The sequence below is a fragment of the Blautia sp. AF34-10 genome (genome assembly GCF_003477865.1).
GTDB lineage: Bacteria > Bacillota > Clostridia > Lachnospirales > Lachnospiraceae > Fusicatenibacter > Fusicatenibacter saccharivorans.
This window is the reverse complement of the sequence record NZ_QUED01000028.1, coordinates 16,132-36,120: the sequence shown is the minus strand read 5'-3', so window position 1 is coordinate 36,120 and position 19,989 is coordinate 16,132. Positions and strand designations below refer to the sequence as shown.

Here is a 19,989-nt window from a genome sequence, read left to right as displayed (position 1 = left end):
ATGTCTTGTGAAGACAATCGATGGAGCGCCGGATGCGGTGAAAGTCGCATGTCCGGTGTGAAGTGGGGGAAAAGGTGGAGATAATATCAAAACCTTACCTATCACTATAAGCAGAGAAATTGCTGTATACAGCACTGATTGCTTTTATCTGGTATGAAGGGGATGAAGAGGAAAAGAATCTGAATACCCTTCTGGATCTTTTGAATGAAAGCGAAACCCGTGAAGAGGATGAAACTTACCAGAATCCTGTGGATATGATGTTCCAGGAACTGGAAGAAAGAGATCCGCAGCACTTTGCGGTCAGACAGTATAAAAAATATAAAATGGCGGCTGGCAAAACGGCGAAGTCGATTTTGATTTCCTGTGGTGCGAGACTTGCCCCATTTGATATCGCAGAACTTCGTGAGATCATGTCTTACGATGAAATGGAACTGGATAAGATCGGAGACAGGAAAACAGCCTTGTTCTTGATTATGTCCGACACAGATACAACCTTTAACTTTGTGATTGCCATGTTACAGTCACAGCTTTTCAATCTGCTTTGCGATAAGGCAGATGATGAATATGGTGGAAGACTGCCAGTTCATGTGCGTGTCATCGCTGATGAGTTTGCCAACATCGGCAGATTCCACAGTTTGACAAGCTGATCGCAACCATCCGAAGCAGGGAAATCTCTGCTTCTATTATTTTACAGTCACAGAGTCAGCTAAAGGCAATGTATAAGGATAGTGCAGATACCATTCTGGGTAACTGTGATACGACACTATTTCTTGGAGGAAAAGAGAAAACTACCTTAAAGGAAATGAGTGAGCTTCTGGGTAAGGAAACCATTGATCTGTATAACACTTCGGAAACGAGGAGTAATCAGAAGTCCTTTGGATTGAATTACCAGAAAACAGGCAAACAGCTGATGACAGAAGATGAGATTGCAGTCATGGATGGAGGAAAATGTATCCTTCAGATTCGTGGTGCCAGACCATTTTTCTCAGACAAATATGATATCACGAAACACAAAAATTATCGTTTTCTTGCAGATGAAAATGAGAAAAACCGATACAAAGTAGAAAAAGAGTTAAATCCGCAGTACACACCGAAACCCGAAGAAGAAGTGGAGGTAATTCAGGTGGAGCTGTCGGAATAACCATGGGAATGAACGAAAAATAATGAGGAAAGGAATAACTGACATTAGGTGCGCCGGCTTTTTAGTCGGTGTTTTTTCATTCCCGTAAACACCTGAAAGAAGTCAGTTTTGGTGAATGTATATGGCATTTTTTAGCAGTGCAATTACAACTTTAAAAACTCTTGTAGTCGCAATCGGCGCAGGTCTTGGCGTGTGGGGTGTCGTAAACCTTCTGGAAGGATATGGAAATGACAATCCCGGTGCTAAGAGCCAGGGCATCAAACAGCTGATGGCTGGTGCCGGAATCATGCTGCTGGGAACTACCCTGATTCCACAGCTGGCAACATTGTTCTCTTAAGGGGAGTGGTAGATGAACACCATCATTGAGAGAATTACGGAAGCGATAAAGGATATCCTGATCGGGCTTATTAAGTCAAGTTTGGATAACATGTTCACGTCTGTCAATGAGCAGGTGGGAACCATAGCCGGGCAGGTGGGACAGACACCGCAGGGATGGAATGCAGGGATTTTAATCTGATTCAGAATATATCCCAAACAGTGATTGTCCCCATTGCGGGACTGATCATCACCTTTGTCCTGTGCTATGAATTGATCACGATGGTAACACAAAAAAACAATTTCCATGAATTTGAGACTTATAACATTTTCCTCTGGATCTTCAAAGCGTATGTAGCCATTTATCTGGTGACAAATACGTTCAATATCACGATGGCGGTCTTTGATGTTGGCCAGCATGTGGTCAACAATGCCGCGGGGTGATATCAGGAAACACTGCGGTGGATGCAACAGAAGCAATTTCACGGATTGTGGATGCCCTGGAGGATATGGAGTTAGGGGATTTGTTCCTGCTATCCATGGAAACGATGTTGATCAGTGTTACCATGCACATTCTGTCAATTATCATTACGGTGATTTTGTATGGCAGGATGATTGAGATTTACCTTTATACTTCCATAGCACCAATTCCATTTGCCACCATGACCAATAAGGAATGGGGCAATATCGGAAACAACTATTTAAAAGGCTTGTTCGCACTGGCATTTCAGGGATTCTTCATGATGGTCTGCGTGGGGATTTATGCAGTTTTAGTAAATGCAATGACCATATCAAGTGACCTTCATGCAGCAATGTTTTCAGTAGCGGCTTATACCGTGATTCTTGCATTTTCATTATTCAAGACAGGAAGCCTTAGCAAATCGATATTCAATGCCCACTAACGGGCAGGAAAGGAGCGCATACCATGGCGTATGTACCAGTACCAAAAGACCTTACCAAGGTCAAAACAAAAGTAGCGTTAAATCTGACAAAACGGCAGTTGATTTTCTTTTCACTTGCCGCAGTTGTGGGAATTCCGTTTTATCTGTTCATGAGAAAACCAATCGGTTCCAGTATCGCAGCCATCCTGATGGTAACGATCATGCTTCCGTTTTTCTTCATGGCAATGTATGAAAAAGACGGGCTTCCATTTGAAAAAGTGGTGGCAAATATCATTCGACAGAAGTTTATCTGTCCGGCGGTAAGACATATAAGACAGAAAATTTTTATCAGGAGATTTCCACCCTTGTAAAAAAGGAGGGTGTGCCGGATGGCAAAAAAGACAAAGCAGGAGGCTCAGCAGGAGCGTCTGTCCCTAGCGGAAAAAAGAAACCGTCAGGAAAGAAGAAACAAAAAAAGCAGAAAAGAAAGAGAACAGGAAAAGCGTAGGAAGAAGCAGGAACGGGACCGCAGGAAACAGAAAAACATTCCTACAACTGCACAGCAGAGTATTCCGTATATTCGGATGCTGCAGGATGGTATCTGCCAGGTGACAAAGACCTTTTTCTCTAAGACGATTCAGTTTTATGACATCAACTATCAGCTTGCTTTAAATGAGGATAAAACCACGATATTTGAAAATTACTGTGATTTCTTAAATTACTTTGATTCTTCCATCAGTGTGCAGCTGTCCTTTATCAATCAGCAGGTGGATGTGGCAGAATTTGAGAAAAGCATTGATATTCCAGATCAGAACGATGACTTCAATGCCATTCGTGAAGAGTACCGTACTATGCTGAAAAATCAGCTTTCCAAAGGAAATAATGGTCTGGTAAAGACAAAGTATATCACCTTTGGAATCGAAGCAGAAAGCCTGAAGGTGGCAAGACCAAGGCTTGAAAGAATCGAAACAGATATCTTAAATAACTTTAAGGTTTTGGGAGCACAAGCGCATTCCTTGAATGGTCTGGAAAGGCTGGAAATTATGTATCATGTGTTCAACCAGGATCGGATTGAACCGTTTAAGTTCCAGTATAAGATGCTGCCGGAAACAGGATTAAAGACCAAAGATTTTATTGCACCGACTTCCTTTAACTTTTCCAAGAATCAGACATTTTTGATGGGAAGAACGATGGGAAGTGTGAGTTACCTGCAGATTCTTGCACCGGAGCTTACAGACCGGATGCTTGCAGATTTCCTGGATGTGGATGACAGCATCAATGTCAACATTCATATCCAGTCCATTGACCAGAGTTCTGCGATCAAGATGATCAAGAGTAAGATTTCAGATCTGGATAAGATGAAGATTGAAGAGCAGAAGCGGGCAGTACGTTCCGGTTATGATATGGACGTGCTTCCATCGGACCTTGTGACTTATGGAGAAGAGGCGAAGAACCTGTTGGAAGATCTGCAGTCCAGAAATGAACGAATGTTTCTTGTAACGGTTCTGGTGATGAATACCGCAAAGAAGCGTCAGAAACTGGATAACAATATTTTCCAGGTGCAGGGAATTGCACAGAAATATAACTGTTCCTTAAAACAGCTGGATTATCAGCAGGAAGCAGCACTGATGTCCTGTATTCCACTGGGAGTCAATCGGATTGAAATTCAGAGAGGACTTACCACCTCGTCAACAGCAATCTTCGTGCCATTTACGACACAGGAACTGTTTCAGGAAGGGGAGGCTCTTTATTATGGACTGAATGCATTATCCAACAACATGATTATGGTTGATCGGAAACGTTTGAAGAACCCGAATGGACTGATTCTTGGTACACCAGGTTCCGGTAAGTCCTTCTCAGCAAAGAGAGAAATTACAAACTGCTTCCTGATCACAGAAGATGATATCATCGTCTGCGATCCAGAAGCCGAATATTCGGCACTTGTGCAGGCACTGCACGGGCAGGTGGTACGGGTTTCTCCGGTATCTGACCAGTATATCAATCCAATGGATCTGAACCTGAATTATTCCGAGGAAGACAATCCACTGTCACTGAAAGCGGATTTTATTCTGTCGTTGTGTGAGCTGATTGTTGGAGGAAAGAATGGACTGGAGCCGGTAGAAAAAACTATCATTGACCGTTGTGTGCGGTTGGTTTATCAGGAATATCTTGCCGATCCCGTACCGGAGAAGATGCCAATCCTGGAGGATTTATATAATCTGTTGCGGAAACAGGAAGAGCCGGAAGCACAGCGTCTTGCAACTTCATTGGAGATTTATGTTACAGGCTCCCTGAATGTATTTAATCATCGCACAAATGTAGATATCAACAATCGTATCGTTTGTTTGATATCAAAGAGCTTGGAAAACAGCTGAAAAAGATCGGGATGTTGATTGTGCAGGACCAGGTATGGAACCGAGTGACTATCAATCGTTCCGCTCATAAATCTACCCGTTACTATGTGGATGAATTCCATCTTCTATTAAAAGAAGAGCAGACAGCAGCTTACAGTGTGGAAATTTGGAAGAGGTTCCGTAAATGGGGAGGTATTCCAACTGGTGAACTGGTTTGTTACTTGTTAGTCGCTTAAAGTGCAAACTATCGCCGTTCTGACTGAAACCGGCAAGTAAGTCAGAAGTATCAATGCGGAAAAAAACGGGAAAGGGGTAGCGACCTAATCCGAGTGGAAGGCTATTCATAATAGAATAGCCACACGCAACGCATAGAGCTTGAACCTGCATAAGCAGAATATAACAGCTCCAAGAGGCCGCATTGCCAGCCGGTACGATAGAATCGTGGTAAAAAGATATGCTATGCTGAGCGTGAAATGACACGCTGATGAAAATGGGCGAAAGCCCCAGAGAGGTGGATAAAAAGCCGCCTGATAATAACAATCAGATAACACAGAATATCAAAGATTTATTGGCTTCCAGGGAAATCGAGAATATTTTTGAAAACTCTGATTTCATTTATATGCTCAACCAGGCTTCCGGAGACAGGCAGATTCTGGCAAAACAGCTGAATATCTCACCAACCCAGCTGTCCTATGTAACCAACAGTAATGAGGGTGAAGGACTTCTGTTTTATGGAAATGTCATTATCCCATTTGTAGACAGATTCCCGAAGAATGCCCTCTATAAAATCATGACAACCCGCTTGGAGGAGACTTCTGAAGCAGGTTAAAACAAAGGAGAAAACAATGTTACGAGCAATTTCATATGTATTAACTTTTAGTGGCGGTGCTGTTTTTGGCATCGCTTTTCTCTGTTTATTACAGGCAGGGAAAGGGTATCCGAAGAAGGAGGAGTAAGTAGTGGCAGAACAGAGAATGAAAGTCAGGGACAAGAAAATCCAGAAGATGACCAAGGATGGTCTGGTGGAAGAAAACCTGACAGATAAATCTTCTGTTCGTGTTAGTAACCGTGTCGGTGACGTACAGATGGGAAGAAAACAGGGGGAAAAAGAAGAAAACCTTGTGGATAAGTCTCCACGCCAGTCTGAACGGAGTGGGAAAAATATTCGTCCCTCTGTGCAAAAATCCAGAGATGCACCGGAACTGATACGGACAGAGAAGCAAAGTGAGGATTTTGGACAGAGTAGTAAACAGCAAAATAGAAAAAGAATCCGTGCTGAAGTCGGAAAAGAATCCAGACTTGCAGAAAAATCCGAAGCCGGACAGTCAGGGAGACTGAAAGAAAAACGTGCTGATCTATCAGAAAACAGAGGAGACAGCCGGAAAAATCAGACCGGTGGCAGCAAAAAGCCAAAACAAAAACAGCGTTTGAAGTTGCTTATGAGGAAACTGGTGCTTCTGTGAAAAATGATAAAGATATGGAGAAATTGAACCAGATGGATGCGGATGGAGTCAATTTTCGACATCAGAAACAAAAGGAAAAAGCCAAAAAGTTTTCTTATGAGGAAGCCAAAAAGAAGAAGGAAGCAAAGCAGCATTCCAAGAAGGCACAGGTCTACCAGGTAAATGATGGAGAAGCTCCTGGAAAGAAGAAATCCCGCTTGAAGTTTGGCGAAGGGGAATCTGTGAAAACAGAAAAAACTTCTGTTGTTAAGAAAGCAGGAAGTGCGACTTCCGCAGCATTGCATCGTGAGATCAGCAAAAATGAAGACGATAATGCGGCAGTAGAAGGTGCCCATAGGTTGGAAGAAGGCGGCGAAGGTATTTACCGGCTGGAACAAAGAAGTGCCAGACGAAGGAAACAGAGAGCGTCCAGAAAGAGAAACAGACTTGAAAGACAGGCAGAGAAACAGACACAGGCGGCAGCCCATCAGGAGCAGAAGAAGCTGAAAAAACAGATTCAGAAGCAACAGATCAAACGGGATTATGCCAAAGCGAAGCGAAGTGAACAGACAGTAGGAACAGCTGCAAAAGGTACGATTGATTATATCAAGAAGATTGGCGGCAAAGTCACTAACTTCTTTAAAGAAAACCGGAAGGTGTATATCAGTGTAGCAGTTCTGATTGGATTGATGTTTCTGATCATAACGAATGTCACGTCATGCTCTGCGGTGTTTTTACAAAATGTGATCACTTATACCGGAACCAGTTATCTGTCATCGGATCAGGCAATCCGGGAAGCGGAACTGTATTACACACAGCTGGAAGCTAATCTGCAGGAGCGGATCAACAACATGGAATCTGAAGAACCGGGACATGAGGAATACCGATATAACATCGGACCTATTGAGCATGATCCGTTTATCCTGATCAGTTATCTGTCAGCAAAGTATGAAGAATTTACCTTTGAACAGGTAAAGCCAGAACTGGATGCTCTTTTTGCTTTGCAGTATCGGTTAGAAACAGAAGCAGTCAATGAGACTGTGACAGAGACAGCAACTGTAAGAGTTGGAGAATCTTTGGGACAGGTTGTGACCAGTGGGTATTGTAACTGCCCAATTTGTTGTGGTATTTGGAGCGGAGGACCGACTGCCAGTGGAGCATATCCAACTGCCAATCATACCTTAGCGGTAGATGCTTCCAATCCGTTTGTACCAATGGGAACAAAGGTAGTTATGAATGGTGTCGAATATACTGTAGAAGATACCGGAGCTTTCGCAAGATACGGTGTACAGTTTGATGTCTATTATGACAGTCATGCGGCAGCATCTGCACATGGACATCAAACATGGGAATGTTATCTGGCAGATAATAATGGAAGCAATGAAGTGGAAGTGACCAGGACAAGAGATGTAGATGTGCTGAATGTCACCTTAAATAGTGGAAACCTGATGTCAATCTGTCAGGACAGGCTGGGATTTTTCCAGAAAGAACTGTTCAGTGCCTACAACGATACAAAAGGCAACTTGCAGATGTTTGCAACACCGGTTGATTTTAACTGGTATTCCAGTGTGACCAGCTATTATGGATACAGGATTCATCCAATATCAGGAGCAAATCAGCTTCATAATGGTATGGATATCGGAGCACCGGAAGGGACAAAAGTAATGGCAGGGCTGACCGGAACAGTTACAACTTCTGCTTATAACGACAGCTATGGCAATTATGTTGTGATCAAGGACAGTAAAGGCTATGAACTGCGGTATGCACATTTAAGCAGCCGGAGTGTATCTGCAGGAGCATCCGTCACGAAAGGTGATGAGATAGGTCTTGTAGGAAATACTGGTAATTCCACAGGAAGCCATCTTCATATTGAACTTCTGAAAAATGGAGAGCGGTTAAACCCGATCTTTTATCTGGAAACTGGAGAAGGTTCCATTTTTGGTGGCAATGAATACACCAGTGAAGCAGCACAGCGTTTGTTGAACGAAGCAGCGAGATATCTGGGAACACCGTATGTGTGGGGTGGATATTCCACAAGTGGATTCGATTGTTCCGGATTTGTCAGTTACTGTCTGGTTCATTCCGGGGTAAGAAATACTGGAAGGCTGACAGCACAGGGACTGTACAACATTTGTACACCAGTATCCCAGTCGGAGGCACAGCCGGGAGATTTGATTTTCTTTACTGGAACCTATGACGCCGGGGAGCCGGTAACGCATATCGGAATCTATGTAGGCAATGGTCAGATGATCCATTGTGGACATCCGGTGCAGTATACGTCCATCAATTCCCCATACTGGCAGAGCCATTTCTATGGATTTGGACGATGGTAAGAAAAAAGGGCGGCTGCATCAGCCGTCCGGAAAGGAGAACCGATGAAAAGTCTTGAAAAAGCAACGGCAGATTATGAGAAAGCCAAAGAGAAAATGGAAGCATCCAAAGCCAGATATGAAGCAGATTTAAAGCGGTTCAAGGCTGCGGAGATTGCAAAAACAGAAGCGGAAAATCTGGAAATTGTAAGAATTATCCGTGCAATGGATATGAGTATTCCGGAATTGGAAGCTTTCAAAAAGAGAATGAAAAATGAACTGCCCGGCAGGGTAGAAATACAGAAGGAGGAAACAAAAGCCGATGATGAATCTGGAAAAAATGAAACAGATGAAGAGAACAATTACTAAAAGCAGGGTAAAAAAGAGCTTGCTTGCAGCAACGACATTTCTTTGCCTGACAACACCTTTGCTCCAGACACAGACTGCTTATGCAGCTGAGAATACCACGCCTGCAATCACGATTGAGAAACCGGATGGCTGGAAACAGGGAGAAACAACCATTGCTGTTACGGTAGATGCCAGTCATATGCCGGAAGGTTTCTCAATAGCAAAGATTGAAGCAAAAGCAGGAAAAGATGGAAGCTGGCAGGATGTAACCGGAAGTGGAAGTATCACGATCACTGGAAATCAGACAGTGTATGTGCGTGTTACAGATGGTGAGGGGAAGGTCTATGAGCAGAATCGCTCTATTAAGTGTTATGACACAGAAAAGCCTACACTCTCTGCTTCCCTGACAGATGGTGTGCTGACGATTCAGGGGAATGATACAGTATCAGGGATTACTGCAGTAACAGTCAATGGCACCACTTATACAGACTTGAAGGATGGAATGCTGAGAGTGCAATTGACACAGAAAGATTTTACAACAAAACAGATTGAAATCACGGTAACAGATGGTGCCGGAAATACTTCTGAGAAGTATGTACTGCAGAATCCTTATTATGAATGGGCAAAGAAGCAGGCAGAAAAACAGAAATCATCCAGTGACAGCAATGGTGCAATGGCAACTACGACCAGTGCAGATGCAACGGGGACTGAGAAAACAACGACTTCACCACTTCCGCAGGATGCACAGGCTTCTGAGCCGACAGATGCAAAAGGAACCGTGGATGATCGGACAGTAACAGGTATTGAGGAACAGCTTAATAAAGAAGGCGAGACGGCAGAAGCCGTTACCAAAACAGCTACGGAAGGCACAAAAGAGTTTTATACCATTTCAACGAAGAGTGGTAAGATTTTCTATTTGATTATTGACAATTCAAAATCTCAGGATAATGTGTATTTCCTTACCGAAGTCAGTGAGAAAGATCTGATGAACTTCACACTTTCTGATTCAGTGACACTTCCGGAAGTAGATACGGTTTATGCAGAACCAGAGAAAAAAGCAGAGGAAGAAAAACCGGAAACGACAGAGTCAGCCGAGAAAGATAAGGTAGAGGATGAAATCCAGATGCCAGAAGATAAAAGTCCATTCGGAACGTATCTTTTGATTGCACTGGTTGCAGTCGGAGCTGCGGCAGGAGGATATTATTTCAAAGTCTATAAACCAAAGCATGAATATGATGACGAGGATGAGATGGAAGAGGATGAAGATGAATCCGAAGATTCAGAGTCAGAAAAACGGGAAGTAGATGATGCAGATGAGCAGGAAGAAAGTACAGAACCGGAAATCCTGAGAGATGAAGATTTTGACGATAATGTGCTGGAAGATGAAGAAGAGGAGTAGGAGTAAATGAAATTAGTGATTGCAGAAAAGCCATCGGTTGCGATGGCACTGGCTTCCGTGCTTGGAGCCAGAACAAGAAAAGATGGCTACGTGGAGGGAAACGGTTATATCGTTTCCTGGTGCGTAGGACATCTGGTGGGATTATGCGATGCATCGGAATACGATGAAAAATATAAAAAATGGAGATATGAGGATCTGCCGATTGTGCCGGAATGTTGGAAACACAAGATTTTGGAGGGCACAAAGAAGCAGTTCGGAATCTTAAAGAAACTGATGAGAGATTCCAAAGTAGATGAGGTGATCTGTGCTACTGATGCAGGACGTGAAGGAGAGTTAATCTTTCGTTTGGTGTATGAGCAGGCAGGATGCAGAAAGCCGATGAAGCGGCTCTGGATCTCTTCTATGGAAGAACAGGCAATTAAAGATGGATTTTCGTCATTAAAAGACGGTTCGTGTTATGACAGTCTCTATCAGTCAGCACTTTGCAGGGCAAAGGCAGACTGGTTGGTGGGAATCAATGCGAGCCGTCTTTTTTCCGTTCTGTATAACCAGAATCTGAAAGTTGGAAGAGTACAGACACCAACACTTGCCATGATTGTGGATCGAAATCAGAAGATCAAGGAATTTACCAAAGAAAAATATTATATGGCTCATATCAAGTTTGACGATATGGATGCGGTCACAGAGCATTTTCAGAAAAAAGAAGATGCAGATAGAGTGGCTGCGGACTGTATGGAGCGTATGTGCGAAGTGGAGAAGGATGATGTGAAAGAGAAAACGGTCCGTCCTCCGAAGCTTTATGATTTGACCACTCTGCAGAGGGAAGCAAACAGAATGTTTGGCTATACCGCTCAACAGACACTGGATGCCGTGCAGGAGATGTATGAGCAGAAACTTGTTACTTATCCGAGAACAGACAGCCAGTATCTGACAGATGAGATGGGAGAAAGCACAGAAACTCTGATTCAGATGTTATTTGGGAAAATGCCTTATGCTGAAGGTCTGGAATATCAACCGAACGTGAGTAAGGTATTAAATTCAAAGAAAGTATCCGATCACCATGCGATTATCCCAACCATGGAAGTAGCCAAAGCGGATATTGGTGAACTGAAAGAACGAAACCGCAAGATTTTGTATCTGATCAGTGCCAGAGTTCTGACAGCAACTGCAGATCCTTATATTTATGAGAGTCATAAATGTCAGATTACCTGCAATTATCATACGTTTTATCTCAATGCAAAGAAAACAAAACAGGAAGGGTTCAAGACAATTGAGAAAAAACTGAAACAGTTCTTTGGAATCATTGCAGAAAAAGAAGAGCCGGAGTTGGATATCTGGGCAGGCAAGCATTATGGTCCCTGTGATTCTTTTGTATCGGAGCATTTTACACAGCCACCGAAACAGTACACAGAAGATACCCTGCTTTCTGCAATGGAACGTGCAGGAAATGAAGAACTGACCGAAGATACGGAAAAGAAAGGACTTGGCACACCGGCAACAAGGGCAGCAATTATTGAAAAACTGATTCAGTCTGGCTTTGTGAAAAGGGAAAAGAAAAATCTGGTGCCGACAGATGATGGAAATGTGCTGATTACGGTTCTACCGGATGAGATTAAATCTCCGAAGATGACCGCAGAGTGGGAAATGGCATTGAATCATATTGCCCAGAATACAGAGACAGCAGATGAATTTCTAAATGGGATTACAGAGCTGATGCAGGAACTGGTTGCCAGATATCAGGGTATTTCAGAAGAAAAGAAAGACCAGTTTCAGGGAAAAACAAAAGGAGAAGTCATTGGCAAATGTCCCCGCTGTGGAGCAGATGTCAGGGAGGGGAAAGTAAACTTTTACTGTTCTGACCGGAACTGTGCTTTTACCTTATGGAAGAATGATAAATTCCTTGCAAGCCAAGGGAAAAAGATGGATAAGACGACAGCAAAAAAATTTCTGTCTAAAGGAAAAATCCATTATAAGGATCTGGTATCAAGAAAAACAGGGAGACAGTATGAAGCAACTGTGGAGATGGTCGATCCCGGAGAGGGAAATGTACAGTTCAATCTTATTTTTCCACAACGATAAGTAGTGTATTGCAGGCAGTCTAAGGACTGTCTGTTTTAATACAAATATATGAAAGAGAGGAACTTAGCATGAAGAAAAAAGGTAATTTTAGAAAAGTAGTATCTGGCTTGCTGGCAGGCATGACAATGCTTAGTGCAGTGCTGTCTCCGATGACGGCATATGCAGCGGAGATCCAGCCAGAGGAAAAACCTCCACTTTATGAGGAAGTGAAAGACCTTCTGGATGAAGATGAGGTGGTGACTGCCAAAGATTATGAAATTGAAACAGGCAGTGTATTTGATGTGAAATCAGATTACACGGGACTGGAAATCAAGGATGATAACAAGGTCAAAGTCACATTTGAGGAAGCAAAGAATGACAAGAATGAGGATTTTACGACAGATCATGTGGACACTTACAAAGCGGTCTATTATGTGGAACCGGTAAATCAGGAGCATCCGAAGTACCAGATCAGCCGAAAACTGATTGTGCGTGAGAAAGAAACAGAAACGCAGACAGAAACTGCAGGGAGTGAAGCAGTAACCGAATCCGAAACAGCTGGCAGTGAACAGCAGACAGAGGAAGCGGAGGAGTCAGAATCAGACTCGGAAATTACCGATATTGATGCTGATGAATTTGATGATTTAGTAGAGCAGGCACAGAATCAGGATACCTATGATGAAGAATCAGGGTTAGAGCTTCACGATGTTTTGGAACAGGCAGGAGACAAAGGTGTGGATCTTGATTCTATGGAAGAGGGAGAGATTGCAACATTTGAAGCAGTTTCGGCTTATTCAGCAAGAAGTACACAGCAGGTAACAATCGAAAAAGGACCTCTGTATAGATATGCAGATTATAATCTTGGAACCTATCTGACAGAGCCGTACTATATCAGCTACGGAAGCGTCAGAGCAACTGCGTATTGTGTACAGCCGGCAAAACCAGGACCAGGATCTGGAAATTATACAATCACAAAAATTGGAGACAATCAGGCGTTAGCAAAAGTGTGTTATTACGGCACAGATGCCGCAGGGAGCGAAAGCTTTTTTGCGAATAAACACACGGATTTCTCAGAAGGAAAAAGATTCATCATTATTCACATGGCTGCATCATATGCCAATGGAAGCAGTGATGCATTCTATGGAACAAATGCTACAGGCGAGGCTTTGGCAAAAGAACTCTATAATTATTGTGTAAATAAGCCGGAAATACCAGATGTAGCGATGTCATTTTCCAAACCGAATGTAAAAGCTTATGTAGATGGAAATGTTCAGAGAACGGAGAACATTAAGTTCAATGCATCTTCCCAGCAGAAAATCACAATGGACTTACCAAAGGGAGTGAAGCTCCATAATGTATCTACTGGAAATGTAAGTGCGGCAAGTGCAAGCGTAACAATTGGAGGCGGAACCACGTTTTATCTTTCAGCTCCTCTGACACAGACAAGAGATGTAAGTGCTACTTTTTCTGCAAAAATGAAGGGAAGTATTACAAAAGATTATTCAGCATATAAACTGACTACGAATGCAAGTGTTCAGGATCTGGCATTTGTGTTTGGAGAAGGTGTCGCTGATGAAAAATATGTAAGCTTAAAGGTGTCCTGGATTGAACAGGCTACGATTGAAATCGTAAAGAAAGACGACACGGCGGATGTTAATCTTGCGGGTGCAGTATTCGGTGTATACAGCGATGAGTCTTGCACAAAACTGATCACTCAGATGCCGGTAACAGATAAGAATGGAAAATCTTCTGTTACGATCATCAAGACACAGGATACTGTTTATCTGAAAGAGATCACAGCACCACAGGGATATGTGGTAAATGCAACGGCAACAAATGTAAAACTGGTAGCAAGTAAGACCTCAGCTGTAACCGTGGAAAATAAGGAACAGCTGGCAGAGCTTACCATTTACAAAGAAGGACAGGTGCTTACCGGAGCAGATGTCAGTGAGAATGGAACGGTATTCCAGTATGAAAACCGCAGACAGAAAAATGCAGTATATAACGTGTATGCCGGAGCAGATATCGTAACTGCTTATGGCACAAAAGTGTACAGCAAAGGGGACCTTGTAAAAGAAAATCTGACTACAGGAGAGAATGGTTCTGTCACATTGAAAAACCTGCATCTTGGAACCTACGTGGTAAAAGAAACAAAAGCACCAGACAATTTCTATAACGGCAGCGAAGAAAAGTCAGTGACTCTAACTTATGCTGGTCAGAACAAAGAAGTTGTATTTGCAGATGTGACTTTTAACAACGAGAGACAAAAAGCAGATGTTTCCGTAGTTAAACAGGATAAAGACACCAAGAAACCACTGAAAGGCGGTATTTTTGCTCTGTATGCATCCGATGATATTAGAAATGCAGACGGAACCATTATTGTGAAAAAAGGAACACTGATTGAGAAAGCAACTACTGGAGCAGATGGAACTGCAAAATTCACAGCAGATCTTCCGATTGGATATTCCTATTCTGTAAAAGAAGATCAGGCGCCGGAAGGTTATGTAAGAAATACAGAAGATGTGTATACGTTTAAGTTTTCTTATACCAATGATAAAGAAGCAACCGTATCATTTGCCCATACCTTCAGCAATGACCGTGTGACAGCAAAGATCAATTTATTCAAAGTTGATAAAGAGACAGGAAAAGCAGTACCACAGGGAGATGCCACACTGAAAGGTGCAGTTTATGGTCTGTATGCCCGTGAAGATATCGTGCATCCGGATGGAGCAGCTGGAACTATTTATAAAGCAGGAGAACAGGTAGCTTCTCTTACAACCGATGACAAAGGACAGGCTTCTGTAAATGGCTTATATCTTGGTAAATATTATGTCAAAGAGATCACACCGCCGACCGGATACCTGGCAGATACAGAAGAGCATGATCTTACGTGCAGTTATGAAGGAGATATGACAGCAGAAGTAAAAAGAGAGTGCACTTCCAGTGAGCAGGTCATCAAGCAGCCATTCCAGATCATCAAAGCAGCCAACAATGGAAAGACCGATGCAGATCTGTTATCCGGAGCTGGATTTACAGTTTATCTGAAATCTTCCCTTACAAAGAAAGCAGATGGAAGCTATGATTTTGATTCTGCCAAACCGGTAGTGAGCGGAGAAAATGGAGCAACTGAGATTTTCACAGATGAAAAAGGGTATGCCTGCAGTATTCCATTACCATTTGGAAGCTATATTGTGCGTGAAACTACAACACCGCATAATTACAAGCCAGTCGATGATTTTGAAGTGAATATCACAGAGCATCATCCAAATGAGCCGCAGATCTGGCGAGTGCTTCTGGATGAAGAGTTTAAGGCAAAACTGAAAATCGTGAAAAAAGACGATGAAACAAAGAAATCCGTATTGATTGCCGGAACAGAATTTAAGGTATATGACCTGGATAACAAAAAGTATGTGGAACAGGTAACAACTTACCCAGTGACAACTACTCACAAGTCCTATTTTACGGACAGCCAGGGATATCTGATTATGCCGAAGAATCTGAAGATCGGACATTACCGGATTGAGGAAGTCAACGCACCGGAAGGGTACACAATCAATAAGAACTATGTAGAGATTGCGGTGGATGCAAATACAGCATACCAGATGGATTCTGAGAGCGGAGATGCCATTATTACGGTAGACTACGAGAACCATCCGATAAAAGGAAAGCTGACGATCTATAAAAAAGGTGAGATGCTGACCGGATTTAAAAAGGACTTTGTTTATGAAGAAAGATACCTGAAGGGTGCATCATTTCATGTCTATGCAGCTGAAAATATCTATACACCGGATTATCAGAAAGATGAAAACGGAAACAGACAGCTGATCTATGCAAAAGATGCACTGGTAACAACGGTAACGACCGGGGAAGACGGAAAAGCAGTTGCTGATAATCTGCCGCTTGGTTCTTACTATGTAGTAGAAAAGACTGCACCGGAAGGATTTGTCCTGAACCATGACAGATCGGATGTCGCATTTGTCTATGCAGATCAGGATACACCTGTAATTGAACAGGAAGTGACTGTTGGCGATGACCGACAGAAAGTTGCAATCCAGGTAGAAAAACAGGATGCAGAAAATGGTGCAACCGTGGCGGGAGCTGTCTTTGGTATCTATAACAAAGCGGATATCAAGGCGGATGGAAAAGTGATCGTGAAAGCAGATACACTCTTACAGGAAATGACTTCTGATAACGATTGTCTTGCAACATGTACGCTGGATCTGCCACTTGGACAGTATTATGTGAAAGAGTTAAAAGCACCAGCGGGATTTGTATCCTCTGATGAAGTTCTGAATCTGGATGCTTCTTACCAGGGACAGGATGTGAAGACAGTAAAACTGAAAACAGTGAAAAAGAACCAGCCGACAACAGTTGAAATCACAAAATCTGATGTAACAACAGGTGTGGAACTGGATGGGGCAAAACTCACCGTTCTTGATAAAGAAGGAAATGTTGTGGATCAGTGGACTTCTGTAAAAGATCAGCCACATGTGATCAAACGACTGACAGTTGGAGAGGAATACACTCTTCGTGAGGAAATGGCACCTTATGGATATCTGAAAGCAACGGATGTGAAGTTCACTCTGAAAGATACTGCCGAGATTCAGAAAGTAGAGATGAAAGATGAAGTTCCAACAGGACTTCTAATCATCAACAAAAATGGAGAGTTTTTGGATAAGGTAACACTTCTGGATCAGGTAAAAGGTACTGTGGAGCATCTCTTTGAATATGTAACCGGAAGCCTTTCAGATGTGACGTTCGATGTATTTGCTGCGGAAGATATCAAAGCGGCAGATGGTGTCAGTGAAGATTATTTCAAAGCAGATGAAAAAGTGGGAACCATTACCACAGATTCCAATGGTATTGCACAGATGGGAGATCTACCGGCTGGCAAGTACTATGTGAAGGAAGTAAAAACTGCCCATGGTTATGTGCTGGACGGAGAGCCGAGATATGTTGATCTTTCCTACCGTGATCAGGACACACCAGTTATCACTTATGATGAGAAATGGCAGAATGCCCGTCAGAAAGTAAAGGTTACGGTTCTGAAGAAAGAAAAAGATACAGAACGTGTCCTTGCAGGTGGTGTCTTCGGTCTTTATACCAGTGAAGATATCAAAAATGCAAAGGGCAAGGTACTCCTTGAGAAAGACAGTCTGATCGAGCAGCGGGTAACGGATGAAAAAGGACAGATTACTTTTACGGCAGATCTTCCGGTAGACGGAAAATACTATGTGAAAGAGATCTTTGCGCCGGACGGATTTGTTACAACAGAAGAAGTACGGGAATTTACCTTTGAATATGCCGGAGAAGACCAGGCAGAAGTAAGCTACGACTTTACTTTTGAAAATCAGCCAACCACAGTGGAGCTGACCAAAACAGACCTGACAACAGGCAAAGAACTTCCAGGTGCACACCTGAAAGTGATGGATTCAGATGGCAATACAGTGGATGAATGGACTTCTACGGAAGAATCCCATGTGATTAAAGAACTGGTTGTTGGTAAGGAATACACCATGACAGAGACAAAACCGGCAGATGGATATGTCACTGCAGAAAGTATTACCTTTACAGTAGAAAATACAGCAGAAATTCAGAAGCATGAAATGAAAGATGATGTGACAAAAGTGCAGATCAGTAAGACGGATATCACAGGAGAAACGGAGATTCCAGGTGCAAAACTGACGGTTCTTGACAAAGACGATCAGGTAGTAGAGAGCTGGACTTCCACAGAGGAAGCACACTATATCGAAAAACTTCCAATCGGTAAATATACCTTACGTGAAGAGCAGGCACCGAAAGGATATCTTCTGACATCTGATGTAACATTTGAGGTGAAGGATACCGGAGAAATTCAGAAAGTAGCTATGAAAGATGATACTGCCAAGGGAAAAGTGATTCTCAATAAGGCAGATAAATCGTCAGGAGAACCGCTGAAAGGGGTAGAATTTGAACTCCGTGACAGCAAAGGAAAGGTTCTGGAAACCTTAAAGACAGATGCTGCCGGTCATGCAGAAAGTAAGCTGTATGAGATTGCCACATTTAAGAACGGCAAATATGATACCGCTATCAAGTATTATCTGGTGGAAACAAAGACACTGGACGGATACACGCTGGATCAGACCAAGCATGAAGTGACATTTGCTTATGCAGATGACAGTACACCGGTTGTAGAAGTTACCTTTAATCTGACAAATGAGAAACCGGAAGTTCCGGAAACACCGAACACACCGGATACACCACAGTCCCATGAAGAGACGAAGGTATCAAATGCACCGAAAACAGGTGACAGCACGAATATCTGGCTGCCGATCCTGCTTCTTGTGATCTCCACAGGAGGTATGGCAGGACTTTATATCAGTAGAAAAAGGAAAACCAAATAAGGAAACTAAAACTAATGGTTATGATTGGGAGCTTCTATGTGAGGCTCCCTTTTTCATACAAAAAAACACAGAAAGGAACAGAAAACTATGATGAAAACAATGGAAAAAAGACAGGAAGCACGAAAAAACCAGGAGAAAACAGTAAAGAGAATGATGGCTTATCAGAAGAAAGCTGAGCAGATGGTCAGCAGAAAAAGAATGAACCATCACATGATCAGAAAGGGGTAAAAGCGTATGATGAACAGAAAAGAATTTTATGAATATGTCAAAAACAATGTAAAGGAGTATCTGCCAGAGTCTTATAAGGACGCAGAAATTAAACTTCAGGAAGTAGAAAAAAACAATGGTTTGAAGCTGACAGGTATTACGATTCCGAATGGAGATCAGAGAATCGTACCGACAGTCTATCTGGATTCCCTCTACCAGGATATATCCATGGAAAAGATGTAGACTCTTGTGTTGGCGATGTGGCTGATATGCGTATTGAGGCACAGGGTAAAGCAGAATTTTTTGATATGGGAGTTCCAGATATTCTGGATTATGAAAAGATGAAGGACAAATTACAGATGAGAATTTGTGATAAGGAATGGAATACCGATCTTCTTGCAGATAAAGTAGTCACAGAACACGGAGATTTTGCAGCTTATTATGCAGTAAATCTGGAGGAAAATGGAGAAGGGATCAGCAGTATTCCGGTAACTGTTTCTCTGATGAACGAGTGGGGAGTATCTGCCGAACAGATTCAAGCGGATGCGATGGTGGCAGACCGAAAACGTGGTGTCACACTTATGGATATGAATGAGATTATCAAATCTATGATTTTTGGTGAAGAACCAGAAAACCTGCTGAATGAAAAAATGGATATGGAAGCCATGGAAAACCCAATGTTTTGTCTGACAAACAAAGCTAAGATGAATGGAGCTTCCCTGTTACTGCAGGAAGATATTCGTAAACAGATTGGGGAATGCCTGGGAAGTGATTACTTTGTCATCCCATCTTCCGTTCATGAAGTGTTGATTCTCCCTGATAACGGAATTTTTCAGGTCCCGGAATTAAATGCGATGGTACAGGAAGTCAATGAGACACAGGTGGAAAGACAGGAACAGCTTTCTGATAAGGTTCAGTTCTGTGATAAAAAGACCGCAGTCATGGAAAATGCTGAACGCAGGGAAGCACGTCTGGAAAAAGAAAAAGCAGCTGAAAAAGCAGAAGTAAAAGGTGGAATCCACGGAAAGCTGGAGAAAGCCAAGGCAGAGATCAAGGCAAAAGAAGCAGAGAAAGTGCCGAAGAATAAGTCAAAAGATCTTGCCACAGCATTATAAAGAGAAGCAACGATGATTTTAAGGGGACTGTGCTATG

At 42.7% G+C, this 19,989-nt stretch carries 10 protein-coding genes and 5 pseudogenes; all 15 read left to right on the top strand.

What is annotated here, in order from left to right; translation table 11 throughout:
• Positions 1 to 110 precede the first annotated feature (110 nt).
• A pseudogene (locus DWZ60_RS14645) lies at positions 111 to 1,141 on the top strand (VirD4-like conjugal transfer protein, CD1115 family); the annotation flags it as partial.
• A 121-nt stretch (positions 1,142 to 1,262) separates the two neighbouring features.
• A complete protein-coding gene (locus DWZ60_RS14640; protein ID WP_017144663.1) occupies positions 1,263 to 1,478 on the top strand; it encodes a Maff2 family mobile element protein in 216 nt (71 codons plus the stop codon).
• A 12-nt stretch (positions 1,479 to 1,490) separates the two neighbouring features.
• Positions 1,491 to 2,358, top strand: a pseudogene (locus tag DWZ60_RS14635) (VirB6/TrbL-like conjugal transfer protein, CD1112 family).
• Between the two features lie 23 nt (positions 2,359 to 2,381).
• The gene (locus tag DWZ60_RS14630; RefSeq protein WP_442857802.1) at positions 2,382 to 2,708 is read left to right on the top strand and encodes a PrgI family protein; all 327 of its coding nucleotides are present in this window, start codon (positions 2,382 to 2,384) and stop codon (positions 2,706 to 2,708) included.
• Positions 2,709 to 2,726: 18 nt separating this feature from the next.
• A pseudogene (locus DWZ60_RS14625) lies at positions 2,727 to 4,897 on the top strand (VirB4-like conjugal transfer ATPase, CD1110 family); the annotation flags it as partial.
• Positions 4,898 to 5,235: 338 nt separating this feature from the next.
• A pseudogene (locus DWZ60_RS14620) lies at positions 5,236 to 5,520 on the top strand (VirB4-like conjugal transfer ATPase, CD1110 family); the annotation flags it as partial.
• A gap of 16 nt (positions 5,521 to 5,536) precedes the next feature.
• Positions 5,537 to 5,647 (top strand): hypothetical protein, encoded by a 111-nt coding sequence (locus DWZ60_RS14615; protein ID WP_008688066.1) that lies wholly within the window; start codon positions 5,537 to 5,539, stop codon positions 5,645 to 5,647.
• A 3-nt stretch (positions 5,648 to 5,650) separates the two neighbouring features.
• Positions 5,651 to 6,154 carry a hypothetical protein gene (locus DWZ60_RS21320; protein WP_330422362.1) on the top strand — a complete coding sequence of 168 codons (504 nt, stop codon included), beginning with the start codon at positions 5,651 to 5,653 and terminating at the stop codon, positions 6,152 to 6,154.
• Entirely contained in the window at positions 6,151 to 8,466 is a 2,316-nt protein-coding gene (locus DWZ60_RS14610) for a CD1108 family mobile element protein (RefSeq protein WP_330422361.1), read from the top strand. The genes DWZ60_RS21320 and DWZ60_RS14610 overlap by 4 nt, the downstream gene beginning before the upstream one ends.
• A 42-nt stretch (positions 8,467 to 8,508) precedes the next feature.
• Positions 8,509 to 8,811 (top strand): DUF4315 family protein, encoded by a 303-nt coding sequence (locus tag DWZ60_RS14605; RefSeq protein ID WP_119221952.1) that lies wholly within the window; start codon positions 8,509 to 8,511, stop codon positions 8,809 to 8,811.
• Positions 8,765 to 10,189, top strand: a complete 1,425-nt coding sequence (locus DWZ60_RS14600; protein WP_330422360.1) for a CD1107 family mobile element protein — start codon at positions 8,765 to 8,767, stop codon at positions 10,187 to 10,189. The genes DWZ60_RS14605 and DWZ60_RS14600 overlap by 47 nt, the downstream gene beginning before the upstream one ends.
• Positions 10,190 to 10,195: 6 nt before the next feature.
• A complete protein-coding gene (locus DWZ60_RS14595) occupies positions 10,196 to 12,268 on the top strand; it encodes a DNA topoisomerase 3 (RefSeq protein WP_119221949.1) in 2,073 nt (690 codons plus the stop codon).
• Positions 12,269 to 12,336: 68 nt separating this feature from the next.
• Entirely contained in the window at positions 12,337 to 18,630 is a 6,294-nt protein-coding gene (locus tag DWZ60_RS14590; RefSeq protein WP_119221948.1) for a SpaA isopeptide-forming pilin-related protein, read from the top strand.
• Between the two features lie 87 nt (positions 18,631 to 18,717).
• Positions 18,718 to 18,858 (top strand): hypothetical protein, encoded by a 141-nt coding sequence (locus tag DWZ60_RS17570; protein WP_172679303.1) that lies wholly within the window; start codon positions 18,718 to 18,720, stop codon positions 18,856 to 18,858.
• A gap of 6 nt (positions 18,859 to 18,864) precedes the next feature.
• Positions 18,865 to 19,952, top strand: a pseudogene (locus DWZ60_RS14585) (DUF5688 family protein).
• The last annotated feature ends 37 nt before the right edge of the window (positions 19,953 to 19,989 follow it).